21 protein-coding genes and 1 pseudogene are annotated in these 23652 nt (G+C 73.4%); 10 read left to right on the top strand and 12 right to left on the bottom strand.

The annotated features are described in order from the left end of the window. The 4 genes from sdhC to ACL02T_RS19170 form a co-directional block, all read right to left on the bottom strand. Complete coding sequence (gene sdhC, locus ACL02T_RS19185; RefSeq protein ID WP_412832089.1) at positions 1-813, bottom strand: succinate dehydrogenase subunit SdhC; 813 nt, start codon at positions 811-813, stop codon at positions 1-3. Positions 814-1036: 223 nt separating this feature from the next. Beyond that, positions 1037-1795 carry a succinate dehydrogenase/fumarate reductase iron-sulfur subunit gene (locus ACL02T_RS19180; protein ID WP_412832088.1) on the bottom strand — a complete coding sequence of 253 codons (759 nt, stop codon included), beginning with the start codon at positions 1793-1795 and terminating at the stop codon, positions 1037-1039. Next, complete coding sequence (locus ACL02T_RS19175) at positions 1792-3735, bottom strand: fumarate reductase/succinate dehydrogenase flavoprotein subunit (RefSeq protein WP_412832087.1); 1944 nt, start codon at positions 3733-3735, stop codon at positions 1792-1794. The genes ACL02T_RS19180 and ACL02T_RS19175 overlap by 4 nt, the downstream gene beginning before the upstream one ends. A gap of 1 nt (position 3736) precedes the next feature. After that, complete coding sequence (locus ACL02T_RS19170) at positions 3737-4369, bottom strand: succinate dehydrogenase cytochrome b subunit (protein WP_412832086.1); 633 nt, start codon at positions 4367-4369, stop codon at positions 3737-3739. A 205-nt stretch (positions 4370-4574) separates the two neighbouring features. On the opposite strand from ACL02T_RS19170, the gene ACL02T_RS19165 reads away from it, so the two are divergent. Then, complete coding sequence (locus ACL02T_RS19165) at positions 4575-5513, top strand: LysR family transcriptional regulator (protein WP_412832085.1); 939 nt, start codon at positions 4575-4577, stop codon at positions 5511-5513. A 130-nt stretch (positions 5514-5643) separates the two neighbouring features. Here the strand turns inward: ACL02T_RS19165 and recX are convergent, their stop codons facing one another. The 4 genes from recX to ACL02T_RS19145 all read right to left on the bottom strand — a co-directional run bounded on the left by recX (position 5644) and on the right by ACL02T_RS19145 (position 9299). Next, positions 5644-6465: a recombination regulator RecX gene (gene recX / locus ACL02T_RS19160; protein ID WP_412832084.1), complete on the bottom strand. Its 822-nt coding sequence runs from the start codon at positions 6463-6465 to the stop codon at positions 5644-5646. Between the two features lie 503 nt (positions 6466-6968). After that, positions 6969-8018 (bottom strand): recombinase RecA, encoded by a 1050-nt coding sequence (recA, locus tag ACL02T_RS19155; RefSeq protein WP_345383571.1) that lies wholly within the window; start codon positions 8016-8018, stop codon positions 6969-6971. 264 nt (positions 8019-8282) lie between these two features. Continuing rightward, positions 8283-8492: a DUF3046 domain-containing protein gene (locus ACL02T_RS19150; protein WP_412832083.1), complete on the bottom strand. Its 210-nt coding sequence runs from the start codon at positions 8490-8492 to the stop codon at positions 8283-8285. A gap of 51 nt (positions 8493-8543) precedes the next feature. Then, positions 8544-9299, bottom strand: a complete 756-nt coding sequence (locus tag ACL02T_RS19145; RefSeq protein ID WP_412832082.1) for an ABC transporter permease — start codon at positions 9297-9299, stop codon at positions 8544-8546. 193 nt (positions 9300-9492) lie between these two features. Here ACL02T_RS19145 and ACL02T_RS19140 point away from each other — a divergent pair, with 193 nt between their 5' ends. Together ACL02T_RS19140 and ACL02T_RS19135 are read left to right on the top strand one after the other, a co-directional pair. After that, positions 9493-10128 (top strand): TetR/AcrR family transcriptional regulator, encoded by a 636-nt coding sequence (locus ACL02T_RS19140; RefSeq protein ID WP_412832081.1) that lies wholly within the window; start codon positions 9493-9495, stop codon positions 10126-10128. Between the two features lie 4 nt (positions 10129-10132). Further along, entirely contained in the window at positions 10133-11410 is a 1278-nt protein-coding gene (locus tag ACL02T_RS19135; RefSeq protein WP_412832080.1) for a CoA transferase, read from the top strand. A 29-nt stretch (positions 11411-11439) separates the two neighbouring features. Here the strand turns inward: ACL02T_RS19135 and ACL02T_RS19130 are convergent, their stop codons facing one another. After that, complete coding sequence (locus ACL02T_RS19130; protein ID WP_412832079.1) at positions 11440-12030, bottom strand: TetR/AcrR family transcriptional regulator; 591 nt, start codon at positions 12028-12030, stop codon at positions 11440-11442. On the opposite strand from ACL02T_RS19130, the pseudogene ACL02T_RS19125 reads away from it, so the two are divergent. The 3 genes and pseudogenes from ACL02T_RS19125 to ACL02T_RS19115 form a co-directional block, all read left to right on the top strand. After that, positions 12023-12853: pseudogene (locus ACL02T_RS19125) on the top strand (DMT family transporter); the annotation flags it as partial. The gene ACL02T_RS19130 and the pseudogene ACL02T_RS19125 overlap by 8 nt on opposite strands. A 106-nt stretch (positions 12854-12959) precedes the next feature. Then, on the top strand, positions 12960-17873 hold the full coding sequence (locus ACL02T_RS19120; RefSeq protein ID WP_503129096.1) for an ATP-dependent helicase: 4914 nt from the start codon (positions 12960-12962) through the stop codon (positions 17871-17873). Positions 17874-18097: 224 nt separating this feature from the next. Next, positions 18098-19057 (top strand): alpha/beta hydrolase, encoded by a 960-nt coding sequence (locus ACL02T_RS19115; RefSeq protein ID WP_412832078.1) that lies wholly within the window; start codon positions 18098-18100, stop codon positions 19055-19057. 270 nt (positions 19058-19327) lie between these two features. On the opposite strand, the gene ACL02T_RS19110 is transcribed toward ACL02T_RS19115, so the two are convergent. Beyond that, positions 19328-19966 (bottom strand): nitroreductase family protein, encoded by a 639-nt coding sequence (locus ACL02T_RS19110; protein WP_412832077.1) that lies wholly within the window; start codon positions 19964-19966, stop codon positions 19328-19330. A gap of 25 nt (positions 19967-19991) precedes the next feature. On the opposite strand from ACL02T_RS19110, the gene ACL02T_RS19105 reads away from it, so the two are divergent. From ACL02T_RS19105 to ACL02T_RS19095, 3 genes are read left to right on the top strand one after another with little or no spacing between them, the layout of a single operon-like run. Further along, positions 19992-20423: an NAD(P)-binding protein gene (locus ACL02T_RS19105; protein ID WP_412832076.1), complete on the top strand. Its 432-nt coding sequence runs from the start codon at positions 19992-19994 to the stop codon at positions 20421-20423. 8 nt (positions 20424-20431) lie between these two features. Then, entirely contained in the window at positions 20432-20749 is a 318-nt protein-coding gene (locus ACL02T_RS19100; protein ID WP_412832075.1) for a hypothetical protein, read from the top strand. After that, positions 20746-20958 carry a hypothetical protein gene (locus ACL02T_RS19095; RefSeq protein WP_412832074.1) on the top strand — a complete coding sequence of 71 codons (213 nt, stop codon included), beginning with the start codon at positions 20746-20748 and terminating at the stop codon, positions 20956-20958. The genes ACL02T_RS19100 and ACL02T_RS19095 overlap by 4 nt, the downstream gene beginning before the upstream one ends. On the opposite strand, the gene ACL02T_RS19090 is transcribed toward ACL02T_RS19095, so the two are convergent. Together ACL02T_RS19090 and ACL02T_RS19085 are read right to left on the bottom strand one after the other, a co-directional pair. Continuing rightward, positions 20904-22127: a L,D-transpeptidase gene (locus ACL02T_RS19090; RefSeq protein WP_412832073.1), complete on the bottom strand. Its 1224-nt coding sequence runs from the start codon at positions 22125-22127 to the stop codon at positions 20904-20906. The two genes, ACL02T_RS19095 and ACL02T_RS19090, sit on opposite strands and share 55 nt — an antisense overlap. Positions 22128-22266: 139 nt before the next feature. Continuing rightward, the gene (locus tag ACL02T_RS19085) at positions 22267-22716 is read right to left on the bottom strand and encodes a hypothetical protein (RefSeq protein ID WP_412832072.1); all 450 of its coding nucleotides are present in this window, start codon (positions 22714-22716) and stop codon (positions 22267-22269) included. A gap of 63 nt (positions 22717-22779) precedes the next feature. Between ACL02T_RS19085 and ACL02T_RS19080 the strand changes: the two genes are divergently transcribed. Further along, the gene (locus tag ACL02T_RS19080; protein WP_412832071.1) at positions 22780-23610 is read left to right on the top strand and encodes a DNA-formamidopyrimidine glycosylase family protein; all 831 of its coding nucleotides are present in this window, start codon (positions 22780-22782) and stop codon (positions 23608-23610) included. Positions 23611-23652: the final 42 nt, after the last annotated feature.

The following is a 23652-nucleotide window of genomic DNA, read 5'->3' as shown; positions in this document are numbered from 1 at the left end:
TCACCCCACGATCCGCAGGTCGGAGAACCAGCCCGCGGAGACGCACATGATGTAGGCGTCCGTGATCGCGAGGCTGGCCAGCGTGGTCCACGCCAGCTGCATGTGCTTGCCGTTGAGCTTGGTGACGAAGGTCCAGGCGCGGTACCGCACCGGGTGCCGCGAGAAGTGGTTCAGCCGGCCGCCGACGATGCTGCGACACGAGTGGCAGGACACCGTGTAGGCCCAGAGCAGCACCACGTTCGCAACGAGGATGATGTTGCCCAGCCCGAGGCCGAAGCTCCCGTCCGCCTTGATGAACGCCAGGACCGCGTCGTACGTGTTGATGATCGAGATCAGCGCCGCGATGTAGAAGAAGTAGCGGTGCAGGTTCTGCAGGATCAGCGGGAAGCGGGTCTCGCCGGTGTACTTGCCGTGCGGCTCGGCCACTGCACAGGCGGGCGGGCTGCCCCAGAAGGCCCGGTAGTAGGCCTTGCGGTAGTAGTAGCAGGTCAGCCGGAACAGCAGCAGGAACGGCAGCGAGATCAACGCGTACGGCAGCCACGGCACGTCCGGCACGAACCGGCCGAAGTGCGCCGCCTGCTCGACGCAGCCGTACGACACGCAGGGCGAGTAGAACGGCGTCAGGTAGTTGTACTCCGCCACGAAGTACCACTCCTGCATGAAGGCCCGGACCGTCGCGTAGATGACCCACGCGCCCAGCCCGACCAGGTTGAGCAACGGTGGGAGCCACCAGCGGTCGGTGCGGAGCGTCCGCGCCGCGATCCGGGCCCGGCCCGCGGCCCGCTGATCGGCGATGTCAGTGGTGGATGACACGTCGTCGTTGTCCCCGTCTTCTCCGGCGTCATTGCCTGTAGTGCGGATCACACGGAGCGTACGACGCGGGCCACAGTGAAGGTGTGTCAGGTGGGGAACAAATGGGTAGCGGAGACGGACGTCACACTCCGTGGCCGATTCGTGACGCAGCACGACGAGCCCGACCCCCACCAGGGGAATCGGGCTCGTCGTGTGGAGTTGTCCGACCGCTCCGGGGCGGGGGTCAGGCCTTCTTGCGCCGCCCGCCGACCGTCGCCTTGAGGTAGTCGTGGTTGAGCTGGGAGATCACGTCGAGCGGGATCTCCTTCGGGCAGGCCGTGGCGCAGGCACCGGTGTTGGTGCAGCCGCCGAAGCCGGCGTCGTCGTGCGTCTCGACCATGTCGACCACACGCTCCCAGCGCTCCGGCTGGCCCTGCGGCATCTCGCCGAGGTGGGTCAGCTTGGCGCCGAGGAACAGCGATGCGGAACCGTTCGGGCAGGCCGCCACGCACGCGCCGCAGCTGATGCAGTTCGCTGCGGCGAACGAGCGGTCGGCGTTGGCCTTCGGCACGGGGACGGAGTGCGCCTCCGGGGCCGAACCGGTGTTCACCGAGATGTAGCCGCCGGCCTGGATGATCTTGTCGAACGCGCTGCGGTCGACGACGAGGTCCTTGATCACCGGGAACGCCCCGGCCCGCCACGGCTCGACGGTGATCGTGGAGCCGTCGCGGAACTTCCGCATGTGCAGCTGGCAGACCGTGGTCGCCTTCTCCGGACCGTGCGGGTGCCCGTCGACGACCATGCTGCACGAGCCGCAGATGCCCTCGCGGCAGTCGTGGTCGAACGCGACGGGCTCCTCGCCCGAGAGGATCAGCTTCTCGTTCAGCACGTCGAGCAGCTCGAGGAACGACATGTCCTCGCTCGCGTCCTCGACGACGTAGGAGACCATGCGGCCCTCGTCGACGGCGTCGCGCTGCCGCCAGACACGCAGGTTGACCTTCACTTGTAGCTCCGCTGGGTCGGGTGGACGTACTCGAACTGGAGCTCTTCCTTGTGCAGCACCGGGGCCGAGCCGCGCCCCGTGTACTCCCAGGCGGCGGCGTACGAGAAGTTCTCGTCGTCGCGCTGGGCCTCGCCGTCCTCGGTCTGGCTCTCGCCGCGGAAGTGACCGCCGCAGGACTCCCTGCGGTGCAGGGCGTCCAGGCACATCAGCTCGCCGAGCTCGAGGAAGTCGGCCACGCGGCCCGCCTTCTCCAGGCTCTGGTTGAGCTCCTGCCCCGTCCCGGGGATCTTCACGTTGTTCCAGAACTCGCGGCGCAGCTCGGGGATGAGCTCCAGCGCCTTGCGCAGACCGTCCTCGGTGCGCTCCATGCCGCAGTAGTCCCACATGATGTGGCCCAGCTCCCGGTGGAACGAGTCGACGGTCCGGGTGCCGTTGATCGACAGCAGGGTCTCGATGCGGTCCGCGACCGCCTTCTCCGCCTCGACGACCTCGGGTGCGTCGGGCGCGACCTCCGGCAGCGTGTTCGACGCCAGGTAGTCGCCGATCGTGACCGGCAGGACGAAGTAGCCGTCGGACAGGCCCTGCATCAGCGCGGACGCGCCCAGCCGGTTGGCGCCGTGGTCGGAGAAGTTCGCCTCGCCCGCCACGTACAGGCCCGGGACGGTGCTCTGCAGGTCGTAGTCGACCCAGAGCCCACCCATCGTGTAGTGGACGGCCGGGAAGATGCGCATCGGGACCTCGTAGGGGTTCTCCCCCGTGATCCGCTCGTACATCTCGAAGAGGTTGCCGTACTTGGCCTCGACGGCCTTGCGACCGAGCCGCTGGATGGCGTCGTCGAAGTCCAGGTAGACCCCCAGGCCCGACGGGCCGACCCCGCGCTTCTCGTCGCAGACCTCCTTGGCCGCGCGGGAGGCGATGTCCCGCGGGACGAGGTTGCCGAACGACGGGTACTTGCGCTCGAGGAAGTAGTCCCGCTCCTCGTGCGGGATCTCCTTCGGGCTGCGGGTGTCGCCGATCTGCTTCGGGACCCACACGCGACCGTCGTTGCGCAGCGACTCCGACATCAGGGTCAGCTTCGACTGGTGGTCGCCGGAGACCGGGATGCAGGTCGGGTGGATCTGGGTGAAGCACGGGTTGGCGAACAGCGCGCCCTTGCGGTGCGCACGCCACGCCGCGGTGACGTTGCAGCCCTTGGCGTTGGTCGAGAGGTAGAAGACGTTGCCGTAGCCGCCGGTGGCGAGCACGACCGCGTCGGCCAGGTGCGTCTCGATCTCGCCGGTGACCATGTCCCGGACCACGACACCCCGCGCCCGGCCCTCGACCACGATGAGCTCGAGCATCTCGTGTCGTGGGTACATGTGCACGGTGCCGGCGTTCACCTGCCGCTCGAGCGCCTGGTAGGCGCCCAGCAGGAGCTGCTGGCCCGTCTGGCCGCGGGCGTAGAAGGTGCGGGAGACCTGGACGCCACCGAAGGAGCGGGTGTCGAGCAGGCCGCCGTACTCGCGGGCGAACGGCACACCCTGCGCCACGCACTGGTCGATGATCTGCCGGCTGACCTCGGCCAACCGGTGGACGTTCGACTCCCGGGCCCGGAAGTCGCCGCCCTTCACGGTGTCGTAGAAGAGCCGGTAGACGCTGTCGCCGTCGTTGCGGTAGTTCTTCGCCGCGTTGATGCCGCCCTGGGCGGCGATGGAGTGCGCCCGGCGGGGGCTGTCCTGGTAGCAGAACGAGGTGACCTGGTAGCCGGCCTCGCCCAGGGTCGCCGCCGCCGCGCCGCCGGCCAGGCCGGTGCCCACGACGATGATCTTGACCTTGCGCTTGTTGGCCGGGTTCACCAGCTTGACGCCGAACTTGCGGCGCTCCCAGCGGGTCTCGATCGGGCCGTCGGGAGCGGCCTTGTCGACGACGGGAGCGCCGACGGCGAAGTCGGAGTAGCTCATATCAGATCCATCCGAAGGTGACGGAGATCGGGACGATCATGAAGCCCAGGACCAGCACGGCGGAGAAGCCCGTGGCGATCGCCTTCAGGATCGGCTCGCGACGGTTGCTGTTCCAGCCGAAGGTCTGCACGGCGCTCCACAGCCCGTGGCGCAGGTGGAGGAAGATCGCGACCAGCGCGGCCAGGTACCAGATCGTCACGTACCACCGGCTCGGGGCGAAGTCCGCGGTCACGTTCTCGTAGACGGCGAGGTGCTCACCGTTCGGGTTCAGTGTGCCGACGGTCAGGTCCAGGATGTGGTAGACGATGAACAGCAGCACGATCACGCCGCCCCAGCGCATGGTGCGGGTGGTGTAGTTGCCCTTCACCTTGTTGCCGGTCGCGTACTTCACCGGACGCGCCTTGCGGGCCCGCAGCGCCAGGAGGGTCGCGGCCCAGATGTGGCCGATCACGGCCAGCATCAGCACGATGCGGACCACCCAGACGAAGCCCTCCCAGCCGAGTACCGGCTGCAGGAGCGTGCGAAGCCAGATCGCGTACTCGTTGATCGAGGTCTGACCCCAGAAGATCTGGAGGTTCCCGATCATGTGCACGACGAGGTACAGCACCAGGAACACGGAGCTGACCGCGATCACGAATTTGAGCAGGACGGCCGGGATCCGCGGCCGCTCGGCTCGCGCGGGTACTCCGGGCGCCGGAGTTGCGGGGGCTCCTCCGCTGGCCTTCTTGGCTGCCGAGCCCCGATTAGACACCTGTGTCGCCACGCGGTCAGTGCACTACTCAGGAGTCGGACCGTCCAATGCATGGAGTCGGCATGATCCATGCACGTACGCTATACACGTGACACTTCAGCAGCTTGCGTACTTCGTGGCGGTCGCGGACGTGCGCAGCTTCACGCGGGCGGCCGATACGGTAGGTGTCGCACAGCCCACACTCTCGCGGCAGCTCAAGGCCCTGGAGGACGATCTGGGCGCCCCTCTGGTGAACCGCGGGAAGATCGTCACGCTCACCCCCGCGGGCGAGGCGCTGCTTCCGCTCGCCCGCCGGATGCTCGCCGACATGGACCTCGCCCGCACCTCCGTCGCCGAGCTCGTCGGCCTGCGGACGGGCCGGGTGCGGGTCGGCGCGACGCCGTCGATGTGCATCGGCCTGCTCGCCGACGTGCTGCGGCTCTTCCACGAGCGGTACCCCGAGATCCACCTCGAGCTGGCCGAGAACGGTTCGCAGTCGCTCGTACGCGACCTCGCCCGCGGCGCCCTCGACGTGGCGCTGGTCATCGTGCCGCCCTCCGGCGTCGATCCCGCCCTGCACACGCTGCCCCTCCTGCGCGAGCGGCTCTCCGTGGCCTCGCCGAGGTCCGGCCGGCCTCCCTCCTCCCGCGGATCGATGACGGTCGCCGAGCTGTCCCGGCGCTCGTTGGTGATGGTGCGGCAGGGCTACGACCTGCGCGAGGTCACGCTCGACGCCTACCGCGCCGCCGGCGTGACGCCCAAGTTCGCGGTGGAGGGCGGGGAGATGGACGCCGTCCTGCGACTCGTCGAGGCCGGTACCGGCGTCGCCGTGGTGCCCGACCTGGTGTTCGCCGGGCGTCCCCGGTTGCGGCGGACGGTGCTGACCCCACCGCTCTACCGCACGGTCGCCCTCGCCCGCCGCACGGACATCGCGCCCACCCACGCCGCCCAGGCCTTCATCGACACCCTGCTCGCCTACATCGGCTCGGTCGCCGCCACCGGCGGTCTCTCGGCCGACGTCCAGGTACTGCACCGGGCGAAGGAGTAGAGCCGCCCCGCTCCCGGACGAGGACAGGGCGTCGGCATCCCGGCGCCGGTTCGCGCAGAGCATCGGTGACCCCATGCACCCAGGCTCGTGTACGAGCGCTCGAACCCCTGTGCGGAGCCTCGGAGGGCCGTCAGTCGAGGTGGGCGGGACCGAGTTCGTCCTCGTCGGCGCCGTGCTCGGCGAGGGCGGTGCGGACGACCCGGTACGCGATCGGCGGTGGGTAGCCCTTGCGCGCGAGCATGCCGAGCAGCCGGCGGCCGGCCTTCTGGCGGTCCTCGGGGCCGGTCACGGTGAGGGTGCGGAGGCGGCGGTCGACGAGCTCGCGGGCCCGCTGCTCCTCGGCGGCGTCGTCGACCTCGGTCAGCGCGGTGTCGGCGACCTCCTTGTCGATACCCTTCCGCCGGAGTTCCTGCGCGATCGCCCGGCGACCGAGGCCCCGGGCGCGGTGCCGGGAACGTACCCATGCGTCGGCGAAGGCCTGGTCGTCGATCAGGCCGACCTCGTCGAACCGCTCGAGGACCTTCTCCGCGATCTCGTCGACGACGCCCTTCTGGCGCAGCTTCGTGGCGAGCTCGTGCTTCGAGCGGGCGCGGTCGGTGAGCAGCCGCAGGCAGATCTCCTTGGCCGCGGCCTCCTGCTCCGCCGGGGACCGCGTGTCCTCGGCCGGCTCGCCCTCGGCCCCGCGGCGGCGTCCCCGGCCCGCGTCGGGATCGTCCTGGGTGCGGCCGCTGTCGGCGGTCGTGCCGCTCCCCGACTGCCGGACACCACGCGTCCCGTCCCTGCGCCATCGAGGCTCGCGATCGGTCGACGGCTCGGACTCGTGACTTCCCTCGGCGCGGCCGGTGCCGCCCGCGCGCCGGGCCCGGCGGATCCGGAGGTCCGCGAGGGAGAGGACCGTGGCCTGATCCGCCGGCGCGTCGAGCTCCCCCAGCTCCGCGGCCTCGGGCGCCACGGACGGACCGGTTTCGAGGGTGTCGAGGTCGACGAGCCCGATCCGCCGTTCCCGATGGGGGTCGGGGCCGGCGGCGCCTGCACGCGCCTCCGCGGCTCGGCCGGCGCCGGCGGTCCGGGCAGGGTCGACCGGCCCGGAGTCGTGTGGCCCTCGGTCGTGCGGCCCGGCCTCGCCCGCCCCTGAGACATCCGCCCCTGAGACATCCGCCCCTGAGACATCCGCCCCTGAGACATCCGCCCCTGAGGAATCCGAGCCTGAGACATCCGAGCCTGAGGCATCGGGCTCGGCATCGACGTGCCCGGCCACGAGGTCCGCGGACATCAGTCGGTCCCCGGCCGCCGGGGACCGGGACTCCGCCGGGTCGAGGTCGTCGAACGAGACGACCGAGGCTGCTTCCCGCGGAGCCGGCTCGAGCTCGTCGGGCGACATCCGGCGACGGGCCGGCCGCGGTGCAGGCAGCGGTGACCCGCCCCCCGCCTCGCCGGAGCCGGAGATCGCCACGATCAGAAGTCGACGGGCGCGGGCAGCGGCTCGACCTGCTCGGCGTCGGCATCGAGCACCGCACCGATCCCGAGCTTCTCCTTGATCCGCTTCTCGATCTCCGCGGCGATGTCGGGGTTCTCCTTGAGGAACTTGCGGGCGTTCTCCTTGCCCTGCCCCATCTGGTCGCCCTCGTACGTGTACCAGGCGCCGGACTTGCGGATGATCCCCTGCTCGACGCCGACGTCGATCAGCGAGCCCTCACGGCTGATACCGACGCCGTAGAGCACGTCGAACTCGGCCTGCTTGAACGGCGGGGCCACCTTGTTCTTCACGACCTTGACCCGGGTGCGGCTGCCGACCATGTCGGTGCCGTCCTTCAGGGTCTCGATGCGCCGGATGTCCAACCGGACGGAGGCGTAGAACTTGAGCGCCTTACCGCCCGTCGTGGTCTCGGGGGACCCGAACATCACGCCGATCTTCTCGCGCAGCTGGTTGATGAAGATCGCGGTGGTGCCGGAGGCGCTGAGCGCACCGGTGATCTTGCGGAGCGCCTGGCTCATGAGGCGGGCCTGCAGACCGACGTGGCTGTCGCCCATCTCGCCCTCGATCTCGGCGCGGGGCACGAGCGCGGCCACCGAGTCGATGACGATGACGTCCAGCGCGCCGGAGCGGATCAGCATGTCCGCGATCTCCAGCGCCTGCTCACCGGTGTCCGGCTGCGAGACCAGCAGCTCGTCCGTGTTCACGCCGAGTGCCTTGGCGTACTCCGGGTCCAGCGCGTGCTCCGCGTCGATGAACGCGGCCGTGCCGCCCGCGGCCTGCGCGTTCGCCACGGCGTGCAGCGCGACCGTGGTCTTGCCGCTGGACTCCGGGCCGTAGATCTCCACGACCCGGCCCCGGGGCAGCCCGCCCACGCCGAGCGCCACGTCGAGCGCGATCGATCCGGTGGGGATCACGCCGATCGGCGGACGCGTGTCGTCCCCCAGGCGCATCACCGAACCCTTGCCGTGGTTCTTCTCGATCTGGGCGAGGGCGAGCTGGAGCGCCTTCTCGCGGTCGGGAGTGCTCATCTGACTACCTCGCTCGGTGCGGGACGGGCCTGTGTTCGCTGTGTTCGCTGTGTTCGACGACTTCCGGGGAGCCACGGAGAAACCGTATTGGGTCCCCCCGACAGTTCCGGTACTCGCGCCCCCGCTGTGGACAACCGGGGCCGGGTGTGGAAGCCACGGTATACGAACACGTGTTCGATGCCGAGACCGACACGCCGATCGGCTATCGTGCGGCGCCGAGCGGCGCGCCCCCGCCCGAGCCGGTCGGGCGGGGCGCGTCGTCGGTCAGTCGTCCCGGCCCAGCCTGCGGTCCTCCGGCACGTCGTAGGCCTCGCAGATGACCTGCCACACCCGCTTGGGGTCGATGCCCGCCTCGATGGCCTGCTCCGCACTGCGTCCGCCGAGCTCGGCGAACACGTGGTCGCGCGCCAGCGAGCCCGCCCGCATCTCGCCGAACTCATCGTGCATCAGGGTCCGGAACTGGCTCAGTCGCACCCGGCCGAGGGTAGTCACGCGACGGCGCACCACGCGCCCGCGCCGCGGGAATCACGCGCCCGCGCGACGGCGGAACAGCGCACCGCACGCCAGCACCCCGAGCAGGCCCGGCCCGCCCCACCAGGCCACCGCCAGCAGCGGGGACGTCCCCACCGGCGCGTCCAGCAGCCCCCGGACCGCGTCGATCAACGGCGTGACCGGCTGGTGCCCGGCGAACCCGCGCAGCACCGCGGGCATGGCCTCCGGCGGCACGAACCCGCTCGAGACGTACGGCAGGAACAACAGCACGAAGGACAGCGCCCCGGCAGCGTCGGGGCTCGCGACCAGCAGGCCGAACGCCGCGGACAGCGCCGACACCCCGGCCATCAGCAGCGCCAGCAGCCCCGCCACGACCAGCCAGTCGAGGGGCGACGCGGCCGGCCGGAAGCCGAGCAGCAGCGCCACACCGACGACCACCGCCGTCGACACGAGGTTGCGGGCCACGCTCGCGAGGACGTGCCCCACCAGCACGGCGGATCCGAGCACCGGCAGCGAGCGGACGCGGTCGACCACTCCCGTCGTCATGTCCTGGTTGACCCCGACGGCCGTCTGCGCCGAGCCGTGCGCCGCGCAGAGCACGATCACGCCCGGCACCACGTAGGTCAGGGAGTCCGCGCCGCTCGCGCCGGTGGACATCGCGCCGCCGAACACGGAGACGAACACCAGCAGGATCAGCACCGGCAGCACGTCGACCAGGCCGAGGGCGATGTCCAGCCGCCGCGCCATGCCGCCGGAGTAGGTCGAGACGCGCCGGTCGGCCGCCTCCACCAGGTCGAACCGCTCCAGCAGGGTCCGCGCGCGCTCACGCGCGGCCGCCTTCGTGAGGTGCCGCAGCCGGCCATCGTCACGAGGTTCTCGCGCCCGCCGAGCACCTCGTCGACCGTGGCGTGCTGGCCGGTGAGGCGGTCTGGAAGGCCGGGCCCGGCACCGCGGGCGGGAGGGGCTCTCGCTCGCCCGGATCGTGGCCGCGGCGATCGAGATCGCCGACGCCGAGGGTCTCGACGCCGTGTCAATGAGCCGCGTCGCGAAGGCGGGTTTCACGCCGATGTCGCTCTATCGGCACGTGGGCGGCAAGGAGGAGTTGCTCCTGCACATGCAGGACGTCGCCGTCGGGCCGCCGCACGCGGAGCTCGACCCCGCCCCCGGCGCCGGCTGGCGGGAGTGTGTGGAGCGCTGGGCCTGGGCGACGGTGCGCCACATGCGCGCCCATCCGTGGATCCTGCAGACCGTGCCGATGTTGGGGCCGCCGGCCACGCCGAACCAGCTGAGCTGGCTGGAGTACGGGTTGCGGGCGCTGCGCCCCACGCCGCTCGCCGAACCGGAGAAGCTCTACGTCATCCTGATGCTCAACGCGCACACCTTCGGCGACCTGACCTTCCACGAGGCCGAGACGGCGGACACCCCCGAGTCGGCCTACGAGACGCTCTTCACCCGGTTCCTCGACCCCGCGCGGTTCCCCGCCCTGCTCGAGGCGTTCGCGGAGGGCGCGTTCGCGGAGGGCCCGGACCCGGCCGAGGACCGCGACGCCCAGTTCCGGTTCGGGCTGGACCGGATCCTCGACGGTGTCGCGCGGCTGATCGGGACACGGGCAGGATGACGTCGTGATCCAGCAGGTATGGGCCGCGCTCGGCGGCGACCCCGCAGAGCTCCGGCGGCTCACGACGACCGGCCCCGTACCCACGCTGAGCAGCCGGTTCCCCGTGACCGAGTTCGGCACGGCGACGATCGGGGCGGCCCTGCTCGCGGCCACGGCCGACGCGGGCCGGCCCGTCGGGATCGACACCCGGCAGGCCGCCGTCGCGTTGCGCAGCGAACGGTACCTGCGGCGGGACGGGGCGAGCCCGGGCAACCCGTTCGACCCCCTGTCCGCCTTCCACCCGACGGCCGATGGCGTGCTGCGCCTCCACGCGAACTACCCCTGGCACGCGGCCGCGGCCCGGCGGGTCCTGGACCTCGCCCCGGAGGCCGGCCCCGAGGAGGTGCGGGCCGCGATCGCCGGGTGGCGCAAGGTCGAGCTGGAGACCGCGCTGCACGAGGCCGGCGGGGTCGCCGCGGCCACCCGGACCGAGGAGGAGTGGGCGGCCACCGACGCCGGGCGCGCCGCCCGCGCGCTACCCCTGGTGGAACGGCGTGTGCTGGGCGAGGCCCGGCCGCGACCGGCCCGCCGGGCCCGGGTGCTCGATCTGACGCGCGTGATCGCGGGTCCGGTCGCCACCCGCGTCCTCGCCGCGCACGGCGCCGACGTGCTGCGACTCGACCCGCCGCACCGCCCGGAGCTGCCCGCGCAGGCCTGGGACACGCTGCCCGGCAAGCGGTCGGCGATCGCCGAGCTGCCGGCGGAGGACCTGCTCGCCGGCGCCGACGTCGTCGTGACGGGGTACCGGCCGGGATCGCTGGACCGCTTCGGGCTGGCCCCGGAGGAGCTGGCCGCGCGACATCCCGGGCTCGTCGTCGTCACGTTGTCGGCGTGGGGGCACACGGGTCCGTGGGCAGGGCGACGGGGGTTCGACAGCCTCGTGCAGTCCGCGTGCGGGATCGGGGTCACCGAGGGGTCCGCCACCGCTCCGGGCGCCCTGCCCGCCCAGGTCCTCGACCACGCGACCGGCTACCTCGGCGCGGCCGGGGCGCTGCTGGCGCTCGCCGCCCAGCGCCGGTCCGGCGGGACCCACCACGTCCGCCTCGCCCTGGCGGGCACGGCGGCGTTCCTGCAGGCCCTGCCCCGCACCGAACCGGGCGCCGCGGAGGTCGATCCCGCCCCCCACCTGGAGGAGCTCGGCCCGTTCACGCTCGCCTCGCCCCCGGGCACCGTCGACGGCGCGCCGCTGCACTGGCCCTCGCCCGCGGACTACGGCGGCGCGCGGCCGGCGTGGCTACCCTGACCGGTATGTCCGATCCCACCGGCCTGTCGTCACCGCTCGGCCAGGCTGTGGTCGTGCTGATGCTCCTGGCCTCGCTCACCCTCCTGATCCGCTGGTGGGTACAGAACCGCAAGCGCTGAGGCCCTCGCCCGGGCGGGTGCGTCGGGGTCGCCGCCGGCTGTCGCGAGCACCGTCGCCCCCTCGTAGAGCAGGTGCAGCGCGGCCCCGACCGCCTCCGGGTGCCCCTCTGCCCGCGCGCGCTCGACCAGGTAGGCCCGCATCCACTCCTTCTCCGCCCGGATCACGGGCTCGGCCGGGTGCCCGGTCCCGCCGATCTCCGCGTAGGCGTTGACGAAGGCGCAGCCGCGGTCCTGCTCGCGCAGCCAGAGGGCCAGGACGTCGAACACGTCCTCCACCGGCCGCCCGCGCATGTGCTCGTGCAGGAACTCCTGCCACACGCCGGTGCGGCGCTCGAGGTAGAGCGCGACCAGGGCGTCCTTCGAGCCGAAACGGTCGTAGAGCGTCTTCTTCGTGGTGCCGGCGGTCTCGGCGATGAGGTCGACGCCCACGGCCCGGATCCCGTGCCGATAGAACAGCGCGGAGGCCGCCGCGATCAGCTTCTCGCCCGCAGGGGTGCTCATACACTGCGAGTATACCGACCGGTGTGGTTACTTCAGAACCGTGAGACGAGACGCGGTCGCGGGCGCGGCGTTCGTGCTGTTCTGGAGCTCGGGGTTCGTCGGGGCCGAACTGGGAACCGGCTACACCGGGGCGGACACGTTGCTCGCGTGGCGCTACCTGGTGGCCGCCGCCGTCCTGTGGCTGGTCCTCGCGGTGCGCCGCAGCCCGGTCCCGCGCGGGGCGCCTGCCCGCCAAGTCCTGCTCGGCACCCTCTCCCAGGTGCTCTACCTCGGCGGCGTGGTGACGGGGGTGGGGCTCGGGGTCCCGGCGGGGACCGCGGCGCTGGTGGCGGCGTTGCAGCCGTTGGTCGTCGCGACGGCGGCCGGCCGGCTCCTCGGCGAGCGTACGACCGCCCGGCAACGGGTCGGGCTGGCGGCCGGGCTGGCCGGGGTCGCGCTGGTGGTGGCGGGCGACCTCGGCCCGGGCACCGCCCCGGCCTGGGCCTTCCTGCTGCCGGTGGGCGGGATGCTGGCGCTGTCGGCGGGGACGGCGCTGGAGCGCCGGATGCGGCCACCGGAGAGCCCGCTCACGGCCATGGCGCTGCAGTCCACCACGGGCGCGGTCCTGTTCACGGCCGTCGCCGCCCTGGCCGGGAACCTCCACCCGCCCGCCGAGCCGGGCTTCTGGGGCGCGGTGGCCTGGGTGGTGGTGCTGTCGTCCTTCGGCGGCTACGGCACCTACCTGGTGGTCCTGCGCCGCAGCGGGCCGACGCGGGTGTCCGCGCTGCTGTACCTCACCCCGCCCACGACCATGCTCTGGACCTTCCTGATGTTCGGCGATGTCCCGGTACTGCCGGCCGTCCCCGGCATCGCGCTGTGCGCCGTCGGGGTCTGGCTCGTGCTCGGCCGGCGGGGACCTGCTCGGTGCGAAACTGTCGGTGCCCGGGCGCATGATGGGAACCGTGAGCTCGCTGGAGGGTTTCTCCCCCGCCACCCGGGACTGGTTCGGGGGCGCCTTCGCCGCGCCCACGGCCGCCCAGGAGGGCGCGTGGAGCGCAGCCCAGGCGGGGCGCAACGCGCTGGTCGTGGCACCGACCGGGTCGGGTAAGACGCTCGCCGCGTTCCTCTGGGCGCTGGACCGGCTGGCGTCGGAGCCGGTGCCCGAGGAGCGCACCCGCCGGTGCCGGGTGCTGTACGTGTCCCCGCTGAAGGCCCTGGCGGTCGACGTGCAGCGCAACCTGCGCGCCCCGCTCACCGGGATGCGCCAGGAGGCGCAGCGGCGCGGGGACCCCGTCCCGGACATCACGGTCGGCATGCGCACCGGGGACACCCCGGCGGACGAGCGGCGCAGGTTCGCCCGCACCCCGCCGGACGTGCTGGTCACCACCCCGGAGTCGTTCTTCCTGCTGCTCACCTCCGCCGCGCGGGAGTCGCTGCGCGGGGTGGAGACCGTGATCCTCGACGAGGTGCACGCGGTCGCGGCGACCAAGCGCGGTGCGCACCTGGCTTTGTCCCTGGAGCGGCTCGACGAGCTGCTGGAGAGGCCCGCCCAGCGGATCGGCCTGTCCGCCACCGTCCGCCCGCTCGACGAGGTGTCGACCTTCCTGTCCGGCGCGCGGCCGGTCGAGGTGGTCCAGCCGAGGACCCCGAAGACGATCGAGGTCCGGGTCGAGGTCCCCGTGCCGGATCTCGCCGCGCTCGACGAGCGGCCGGCCCCGGGCAGCGCGGACGAGGAGGTCATCGGGTCCGCGGCCGGCGGCGCCCAGCGGCCCTCGATCTGGCCCGCGGTGGAGAAGCGGCTGCTCGATCTCGTGCGCGGGCACCGCTCGACCATCGTGTTCGCCAACTCGCGGCGGCTGGCCGAGCGGCTCACCGCCAAGCTCAACGAGCTGGCCGTCGAGGAGGCCGGGGAGGCCGTCGAGCTGGACCGCTTCCCCGCCGAGGCGATCGGCGAGTCCGGGGTGGGCGGCGGCGCGCCCCCCGTGGTGGCCAAGGCGCACCACGGCTCGATGTCCCGCGAGCAACGCACGCTCGTGGAGGAGGAGCTCAAGAGCGGCCGGCTGCCGTGCGTGGTGGCGACCTCGAGCCTCGAGCTGGGCATCGACATGGGCGCGGTGGACCTCGTCGTGCAGGTGGAGGCGCCGCCGAGCGTGGCGTCCGGGCTGCAGCGCGTCGGCCGCGCCGGGCACCAGGTCGGCGCCGTGTCGCAGGGCGTGGTGTTCCCGAAGTTCCGCGGGGACCTCGTCTCGTGCGCGGTCGTCGCCGAGCGGATGACCGGCGGGGCGATCGAGTCCATGCGCTACCCCCGCAACCCGCTCGACGTGCTGGCCCAGCAGGTCGTCGCCATGGTCGCGATGGACCCCTGGACGGTCGGGGAGCTGGCCGCCGTCGTCCGCCGGGCCGCGCCCTTCGCCGCCCTGCCGGACTCGGCGCTGCACTCGGTCCTCGACATGCTGGCGGGGCGCTACCCCTCGGAGGAGTTCGGCGAGCTGCGCGCCCGGATCACGTGGGACCGGGTCACTGACGAGCTGCGGGGCCGGCCCGGGGCGCAACGCCTCGCGGTCACCTCCGGCGGCACGATCCCCGACCGGGGCCTGTTCACCGTCATGACGCCGGGTGGGGCCGACGGCGCGGGGTCGCGCGTCGGCGAGCTCGACGAGGAGATGGTCTACGAGTCCCGGGTGGGCGACACGTTCCTGCTCGGCACGTCGAGCTGGCGGGTCGAGGACATCACGCACGACCGCGTGATCGTCACGCCCGCGCCCGGCGAGCCGGCGCGCATGCCGTTCTGGAAGGGCGAGTCGATCGGGCGGCCGCTGGAGCTGGGCCGGGCGGTGGGTGGGTTCGTCCGGGAGATGGCCGGGCTGGCGGACGAGGAGGCCCGGGCCCGGGCGGCCGCGGCCGGGCTGGACGAGTGGGCCACCGACAACCTGCTCTCCTACCTGCACGAGCAGCGCGAGGCCACGCGGCACGTGCCGAGCGACCGCACGATCCTGGTCGAGCGGTTCCGGGACGAGCTGGGCGACTGGCGGCTCGTGGTCCACTCCCCCTTCGGCTCCCAGGTCAACGGGCCGTGGGCGCTCGCCATCGCGGCGCGGATGCGGGAGAAGCGCGGGGTCGAGGTGCACGCGGCCGGCGCGGACGACGGGATCGTCCTGCGCCTGCCCGACGCGCTCGACGACAGCGGCGGCGAGGTCGTGCCCACCGCCGAGGACGTGCTGCTCGAACCCGGTGAGGTCGAGCAGATCGTGGTGGCAGAGCTGGGCAACTCGTCGCTGTTCGCCTCGCGGTTCCGCGAGTGCGCGGCCCGGGCGCTGCTGCTCCCCCGCCGCGACCCGAAGCGGCGCAGCCCGCTGTGGCAGCAGCGGCAGCGCTCGGCGCAGCTGCTGGCCGTGGCGGGCAGGTTCGAGCAGTTCCCGATCACGCTCGAGGCGATGCGCGAGTGCGTGCAGGACGTCTACGACCTGCCCGGCCTGCGCGAGCTGATGTCCGACGTGGAGTCGCGCAAGGTCAAGGTGGTCGAGGTGGCCACCCCGCAGCCCTCGCCCTTCGCGCGCAGCCTGCTGTTCGGCTACATCGGCATGTTCCTGTACGAGATGGACGCACCGCTGGCCGAGCGCCGCGCCGCGGCCCTCTCGTTGGACTCCACGCTGCTCGCCGAGCTGCTGGGTTCCGAGGCGATCCGCGAGCTCCTCGATCCCGAGGTCCTGGCCGAGGTCGAGGCATCGCTGCAGCGCACGGCGCCCGATCGGCACGCGCGCGACGCCGAGGGCGCGGCCGACCTGCTGCGCTTCGTCGGCGACCTGTCCGAGGCGGACGGGCGGGCCCGCGGTGTGGAGCCCGCGTGGTTGGCCGAGCTCGAGGCGCAACGCCGGGCGATCCGGGTGCGGATCGCCGGCGAGGAGCGGTTCGTCGCGATCGAGGACGCGGGCCGCATCCGGGACGCGCTGGGCGCCCCGCTGCCCGTCGGCGTGCCGGAGACGTTCACCGAGCCCGTGCCGGACCCGCTGGGCGACCTGGTGCTGCGCTACGCGCGGACGCACGGTCCGTTCACGGCTGCGGAGTGCGCGACGCGCTTCGGGCTGGGCGTCGCGGTCCTGGCCGGCGTGCTCGACCGGCTGACCGGCGTCGGGCGGCTGGTCCGCGGCGAGCTGCGCCCGCAGGCCGCCGGCGGCGGAGAGGGCTCGGTCGAGTACTGCGACGCCGAGGTCCTGCGCCGGCTGCGCCGCGCCTCGCTGGCGCGGCTGCGGGCCGAGGTCGAACCCGTGGAGCAGCGTGCCCTCGGCCGATTCCTGCCCGCGTGGCAGGGCGTCCGCACGCACGCCGGCGGCGAGCGGCGCGGCCGCATGCGACGCGCTCCCGGCCCCGAGGACGTGCTCGGCGTGGTCGAGCAGCTGGCCGGGGCACCGCTGCCGGCCAGTGCGCTGGAATCGCTGATCCTTCCCGCGCGGCTGCCCGGCTACACCCCCGCCCTGCTCGACGAGCTCACCGCCGCCGGCGAGGTCACCTGGACCGGGTGCGGGCCGCTGGCCGGCAGCGACGGCTGGCTGGCCGTGGCCCCGGCCGACGTCGCGGACCTGCTGCTCCCCGAGCCCGAGCTCGAGGTCGCGGGCACGCCGCTGCACCGGGCGCTGCTCGCCGCGCTCGGCCTGCCCGAGCTCGGCGAGCCCGCGGTGGGCGGCGGCGCCCTGTTCTTCCGCCAGCTCGCCGACCAGGCCGGCCGCACGCTCGTGGCGCAGGGCGAGGAGGCCCCGACCGACGACGCCGCCGTCACCGCGATCTGGGACCTCGTCTGGGCCGGGCTGCTCACCAACGACACTCTCGGCCCCCTGCGGGCCCGGCTGGGCGGGGGTGGCCGGGGCTCCGGCGGCCGCGGCGGGCCCGCACACCGGACCCGGCGCACCGCCTCCCGCGGGCGGTACGCCCAGCTGCGCGCCGGCCGCCCGCAGATGCCGAGCCGCACGGGGCCGCCCTCGGTCGGCGGCCGGTGGGCGCTCGCGGTGGACCGCGAGCCGGACCCCACGCGCCGGGCGCACGCGCGGGCCGAGGCGTTCCTGGAACGGCACGGCGTGCTGACCCGGGGCGCGCTGGGCACCGAGCGGGTCACCGGCGGGTTCGCCGCGGTCTACAAGGTGCTGCGGGCGATGGAGGACTCCGGGCGGGTGCGGCGCGGGTACGTCGTCGAGGGTCTGGGAGCGGCGCAGTTCGCCGTCCCCGGGGCGATCGACCGGATCCGCGCCTTGTCCAGCCCGGACGGGAGCCCCGCGGCGAGCGGATCGGCGGCGGGCACCGTGGCGGGCCGCCCCCCGCCCGGTGGGGACGGGCGGCCGCGCGGATTCGAGGACTTCTCCGCGAACGGCTCGGAAGGCTTCCCGGAGGAGGGCGGCGGCTCCCACCTCGACGGCCCCGGCTCGCACCTCGACAGTCCTCACCTCGACGGGCGGCACTTCGCCGGTGCGGGCCGCGCACCCCACCATGCGGGCGGCGGCTCCGGCCTGTCGCGGGTGGTGCTGGCGGCGGCCGACCCGGCCCAGCCGTACGGCGCGGCACTGTCGTGGCCGGCGACCGTCGGCGACTCGAAGCACCGCCCCGGGCGGAAGGCGGGGGCGCTGGTCGTGCTGGTGGAGGGGGCGCCGGCGCTGTATGTCGAGCGCGGCGGCAGGTCCCTGCTGTCCTTCACCACGGAGTACGACGAGCTGTCGGCGGCCGCACACGCCCTGGCCGGCGCGGTCCACGAGGGCTGGCTCGGCACGCTCGCGGTGGAGCGAGCCGACGGGGGCGGGGCCCTGGGCTCCGAGCTGGCCGAGGTGCTCACCGAGGCCGGCTTCCGCGTCACCCCGAAGGGCCTGCGCCTCCGGGCCTGAGCGCCGGCTCGGCCGATGCCCGCACCGGGGGTTCGCCGCACCGCACACCTGCCGCAGCACCTGCGTGGGCCACCCAGCGGTGTGCGAGGCGGCCGCCGCGGGCGTACCGGCTCCCGGCGCGGTACCCGCACGAGAGCGATCGTTCAGGCTTCCGGCGGCTGCAGGCGCCCGCATCACGGGCGATGATCGGGTGACCGACTCCGATGCCGTGGGAGGTCCGATCCGTGACGACCGTCGAGTACGACTTCGACCCCGAGCTCGCCGCCGCCATCCCGGTGCTGCCGGTCCTCGACGTCGGCGACCTGCCGGCCGCACGGGCCGTCCTGGCCGGTCTCCGCGCCCAGCTCCCCGCACCGGACGAGACGGGCGTGACGGTGACCGAGGTCCTGGTCCCGGGACCCGAGGGCGCGCCCGACGTGCCGCTGCGGATCTACCGGCCCGACGAGCCCGCGGGCCCGGCCGGCATCCTCGACGTGCACGGCGGCGGCTTCATCATGGGCGACCTCGACGGCAGCCATGCCGGCAACATCGCGATCGCCCGGGACGTCGGCGCCGTGCTGGTCACCGTGGACTACCGGCTCGCGCCGGAGCACCCCTTCCCGGCCGGCCTCGAGGACTGCTACGCGGGGCTCGTCTGGTTCGCCGAGCACGCCGAGGAGTTCGGCGTCGACCCCGACCGGATCGCGATCCACGGGATCAGCGCGGGCGGCGGCCTGTGCGCCGCCCTCGCGATGCTGGCCCGGGACCGCAGCGGCCCGGCGATCGCCTTCCAGTACCTCGGCGTCCCCGAGGTCGACGACCGGCTGGAGACACCGAGCATGCGCGCCTTCACCGACACCCCGATCTGGAACCGGCCGAACGCGGTCGTGAGCTGGGATTCCTACCTCGGCGAGGGCGTCCGCGGCACGGACTCGGTCCCGCCGTACGCGGCACCGGCCCGGGCCACCGACCTGAGCGGCCTGCCGCCCGCCTACGTCTCGGTGATGGCCTTCGACCCGCTGCGCGACGAGGGCATCGCCTACGCGCTGGCCCTGCAGACGGCCGGCGTCCCGGTGGAGCTGCACCTGTTCCCGGGCACCTTCCACGGCTCGTCGCTCATCGAGGACGCCACGATCTCGAAGCGGGAGGCCGCGGAGCGGGTCGCGGTGCTCCGGCAGGCCCTGGAGCTGCCCCGACCCGACTGAGTCCACCCCGGACCGGGGACACCGGTCCGCGGCCGGTAGGGGTGCCGCAGGTGCGCCCGCACCAGCATCGCCATGCGCCGTGCGGGGGTGCCCGCGGCGTCGAGCAGGGGCAGGTTCTCCTCGCACGGCTCGCGCGTGACGGTCAGGCAGACCGCGTAGAGGATCTCCTCCTTCGCCGCGAAGTGGTGGTGAAGGCTGGCCCCGCGGATGCCGACCGCGTCACCGATGGTGGCGCGGGCAGCGGGCGGGTGTACTGCTCGGCGAACGCGCTCACGCGAAGAGTCGGGAGCCGTCGGTGTCAGCGATGACCGGGTCCGCGACCGGTTCGCGGGTCAGTTTCCGCGGGAAGCCCTTGGCCGGGTAGCCGATGGCGACGTGGGCGGCCGTGATGATGCCGTCCGGGATCTCGAGCAGCTTCCGCACCTCGGGCTCGGAGTGGCAGAGCAGGGTGGTGACCGCGGAGGCGACGCCCTGGTCGCGCAGCGCGAGGCAGACGTTCTGCATGACCGGGTAGATCGACGCCCCGCCGACCACGGAGAGCCGGCCGAGCTCGTGGTCTGTGGGGTGCAACCCGTCGAGCTCGGCGCAGACCACCACGATCGCGGGGGCGTCGGCGAGGTTCTCGGCGAAATGGTCGGCGTCGGCGACCGTCTTCGGCACGGCCCCGACCCGGACGTCGCCGATCCCCACCCCGGCCAGGTAGGCCTTCCACGGCGGCAGGTAGAGCTCGGCGAGCGCGCGCTTGCGCTCCGGGTCCCGGACCACGATCCAGCGCAGCGGCTGACGGTTGCCGCCCTGCGGGCCGAACCGGGCGGCGTCGAACGCGCGGTGGAGCACCTCGTCGGGCACCGGGTCCGGGGTGAAGTACCGGCAGGTGCCGGCGGTCCGCATGGCCTCGGTCAGCTCCATTGCTGCCTCCCTCGCCGCCGTTAGGGTGCTGTATCAGCTGACCGGGGACCGGCGCCGGCTCGCCGAGGACATGGGCTTCGCCCCGGTCGAGGTGCGGCGGGCCCCGCCGGACGCGCCCCGCGCGATCGTCATCTGCGCCGGCGTGTCCGGGATGCTCGCGGCGATCCGGCTGGCCGAGGCCGGGATCGAGCACGTCGTGCTGGAGAAGAACGTCGACGTCGGCGGCACCTGGCTCGAGAACTCCTACCCGGGCGCGGGTGTGGACACCCCGAGCCACCTGTACTCGTACTCGTTCGCGCCGCGCGACTGGACCACCCACTTCGGCAAGCGCGACGAGGTGTGGGAGTACCTGCGTGCGGTCGCCGACCGACACGACCTGCGGGAGCGGCGCTCGCCGCAGTGGGCCGCGCCCAACGAGGTCTACTTCTCCCCCGTCGCCGAGGGGCCCGCTACCTGATCGAGCACGTGCCCTTCCACCGGCTCTGGTACCGCACCCGGCTCGCCTGGAACACCAACGACCGGGTCCACCCGGGGCTGCAGAAGGACCCGGAGTGGGAACATCCCGAGCGGTCGGTCAACGCCCTCAAGGACGGCCACCGACGCGTGTTCACCCGCTATCTGGAGGCCGAGCTCGCCGGCCGGCCCGATCTGATCGCCAAGGCGTTGCCGGACTACCCGCCCTTCGGCAAGCGGATGCTGCTGGACAACGGCTGGTTCGCGGCCCTGCGCCGGGACGACGTCACGACGAGGCGCACGAGGCGCACGAGGCGCACGAGGCCATGATCTGGACCCATCCCGGGATGCGGAACTGGTACCGCAACGCCGCCGGCCGGGTCGTCTCCGCGCTGCCCTGGCGGATCGTCGACTACTGGCGGATGACGCGGGAGCCCGACCTGCGGGAGTACCGGATCGACTCCGGCACCGGTGACGGCGCCGACTACAGCGCCGAGCCCGCCTGCCAGTCCGCCCAGCTCAGCTCCCAGTCGCCGTAGGTGTCGTAGACCGGCAGCGGCGCGCCTCCCGAGTGGGAGATCTCGACGACGTCGCCCAGTCCGAAGTGGTCGTAGAACCACTGGGCGTCGGCCGGGGCGAGGTTGACGCAGCCGTGGGAGACGTTGGCGCTGCCCTGCTGCCCGACGGACCACGGTGCCGAGTGCACGAACTCGCCGTCGTTGGAGATCCGCAGGTCGAGGTCGACCTTCTCCTTGTAATAGCCGGGCTGGCCCTCGCACACGCCGTAGGTGCAGGAGTCCATGACGATGGACGGCTGCTTGTCGGAGATGACGTGCGGACCGGTGTGCGAGGGGAAGCCGGGCGCGCCGAGGCTGATGTTCATCGTCTTCACCAACCGACCGTCGTCGAAGATCTGCATCTGCTCGGTGGCGCCGTCGGCCTCGGCGACCCAGGCGTCGTGCACCTCGAGGGTCATGGTCCGGTCGGTGGAGCCGTAGGTGCCGGCACCGAGGTCCACGCCGTAGAGGTCGGCCCGCACGGTCAGCGTGGTGCCCGGCTTCCAGTACTGCTTCGGCCGGTAGTGGACCTCCGTGTCGGAGATCCAGTACCAGCCGCCGGTCTGGGCCGGGCTCGAGGTCACGGTCAGGGCCTTCTCGGCGGCCGCGCGGTCGGTGACCGAATGGTCGAACCGCACCACGACCGGCTGCCCGACGCCGACGGTGGGGACCGCGTCCGGCGCCGGGACGAACGAGGGGTACGCCTCGGCCCGCGGGGCGACGGTCGCGACCGTGCCGTCGGTGTGCCCGGGCAGCCCGTCGCGGTCGACGGTGTCGACGCCGACGGTGTAGGTGGCCGAGTAGGCGAGGTCCCCGGTGGAGGTCCAGGTGTGCCCGTCGGGAGCGAGGGTGCCGTCGACGGCCTTGCCGCTGGTCACGTTCGTGACGTGCACGGCCTGCGCCGTGCCGTCCGTGACGGTCACGGTGATCGGCTCGGTCGGGTTCAGCGGCGCACCCCGGTCCGGCGTGATGTGGACGACGGGGGTGGGCGCGACGTCGACCGTCGGGCGGCCGGCGACGGGCACCAGCCCGGCCGACCCGAGGGCGCCGGCCGCCGCGTCCGGGAGGCTGCCCAGCAGGACGCCGAGGCCGAGCGCGACCACGACGGCGATCCCGAGCGCGGTGGACAGCCACCGCCGCGTTCCCCGCACCCGACCAGTCCTCCGCCCCGTCACCCGCGTCGCCCTCCGCCCTCGACCGCGGCCCATTCTGACCGGGCGCGGGGCGTGGGCCGACGGCGGTACGCGAACGTCCGGATCGGGCGTTTCCGCAGGTGACGAAGCGGACAGATCACGCGCCGACGGCGGCGACGAGCGCGCGGAGCGCCTCCTGCATCGACGCCAGGTCCGGCCCGCACTCCGCGGCCGGGCCGGGCGGGGCGCCGACCGTGATGCACCGGTCCTGGGTGAACCGGTTGACCGCGCCGTCGACGGCGTCGGCCGCCTTCGTCACCGCCTCCGGCGACGCGACCTGCCCGGCCTCGGCGCGCGCGGCCGGCACGACGTTCTGCACCTCGCGGACGAACCGCGCGCAGTTCGGGTAGATCTGCCCGGCCGGCTCGGTGGCGCACTCGTCGACGGCGATCGCCGACAACTTCGTCCGCAACGCGGGGAGGGTCGCGCTCGCCTGACCGTCGCCGCCGGTGCTCACCGCGTGCGTCGTGGGCTCACCGCACCCCGCCAGCACCCCGACCGTCACGGCTGCCGCGGCCGCGAGACGGGCCGCTCGGAACGTGCTCACCGCACCGACCCTAGGCGCCGGCACGGGGCGCGCCGTCGCGCGGGCCGGGGTAGCGTCGCCTGCGTGCCCGAGGGCGACACCGTCCACCTGGCCGGGAAGCGACTGCACGGGGCGCTCGCCGGGCACACGCTGGTGCGCGGTGAGATCCGGCACCCGCGGCTCGCCGGCGCCGATCTGACGGGACTCGGGGTCCTCGGCGTCGCCTCGGTGGGCAAGCACCTGTTCACCCGGTTCGACGACGGGCGGAGCCTGCACAGTCATTTCCGCATGGACGGTGCCTGGCACCTGTACCGGCCGGGGACGCGGTGGCGGCGGCCCGGCTTCGAGGCCCGCGCGGTGCTCGAGGTGCCGGAACGGGTGGCCGTCGGGTTCGCGTTGCACGACCTGGAGCTGCTGCCCACCACCGAGGAGTCGCGGCTGGTCGGGCACCTCGGACCGGACCTGCTCGACCCCGACTGGGGTCCCGTGCACGAGGCCGAGGCCCTGCGCCGGCTCACCGCCCGCACCGAGCACGAGCTGGGCCTGGCACTGTTGGAGCAGCGGACCATGGCCGGGGTCGGGAACCTCTACAAGACCGAGATCTGCTTCCTGCTCGGCCTCTCGCCCTGGACGCTCGTGCGGGACACCCCCGACCTGCCCGGGGTGGTGGCGCTGGCCCGGAAGTTGCTGCTCGCCAACGCCGACCGACCCGAGCAGACCACGACGGGCTCGCTACACGCCGCCGAGGCGCACTGGGTCTTCGAACGCGGCGGCCGGCCGTGCCGCCGTTGCGGCACCCGGATCCGGGTCGCCGAGCAGGGCGACGGCGTCTACGCCCGGGTCGCCTACTGGTGCCCGCGCTGCCAGCCCGGTCCGGCCCCGCGACCGACGCGCACCCGCCGTCCGCGTCGCTGATCGCCGTCGCCGGGTCGGGGTACATCCGCTCGCCCGGATCGA

It is taken from the genome of Pseudonocardia oceanicola (assembly GCF_047200735.1).
Taxonomy (GTDB): domain Bacteria; phylum Actinomycetota; class Actinomycetes; order Mycobacteriales; family Pseudonocardiaceae; genus Pseudonocardia.
This window is presented reverse-complemented; position numbering and strand designations above follow the sequence as displayed.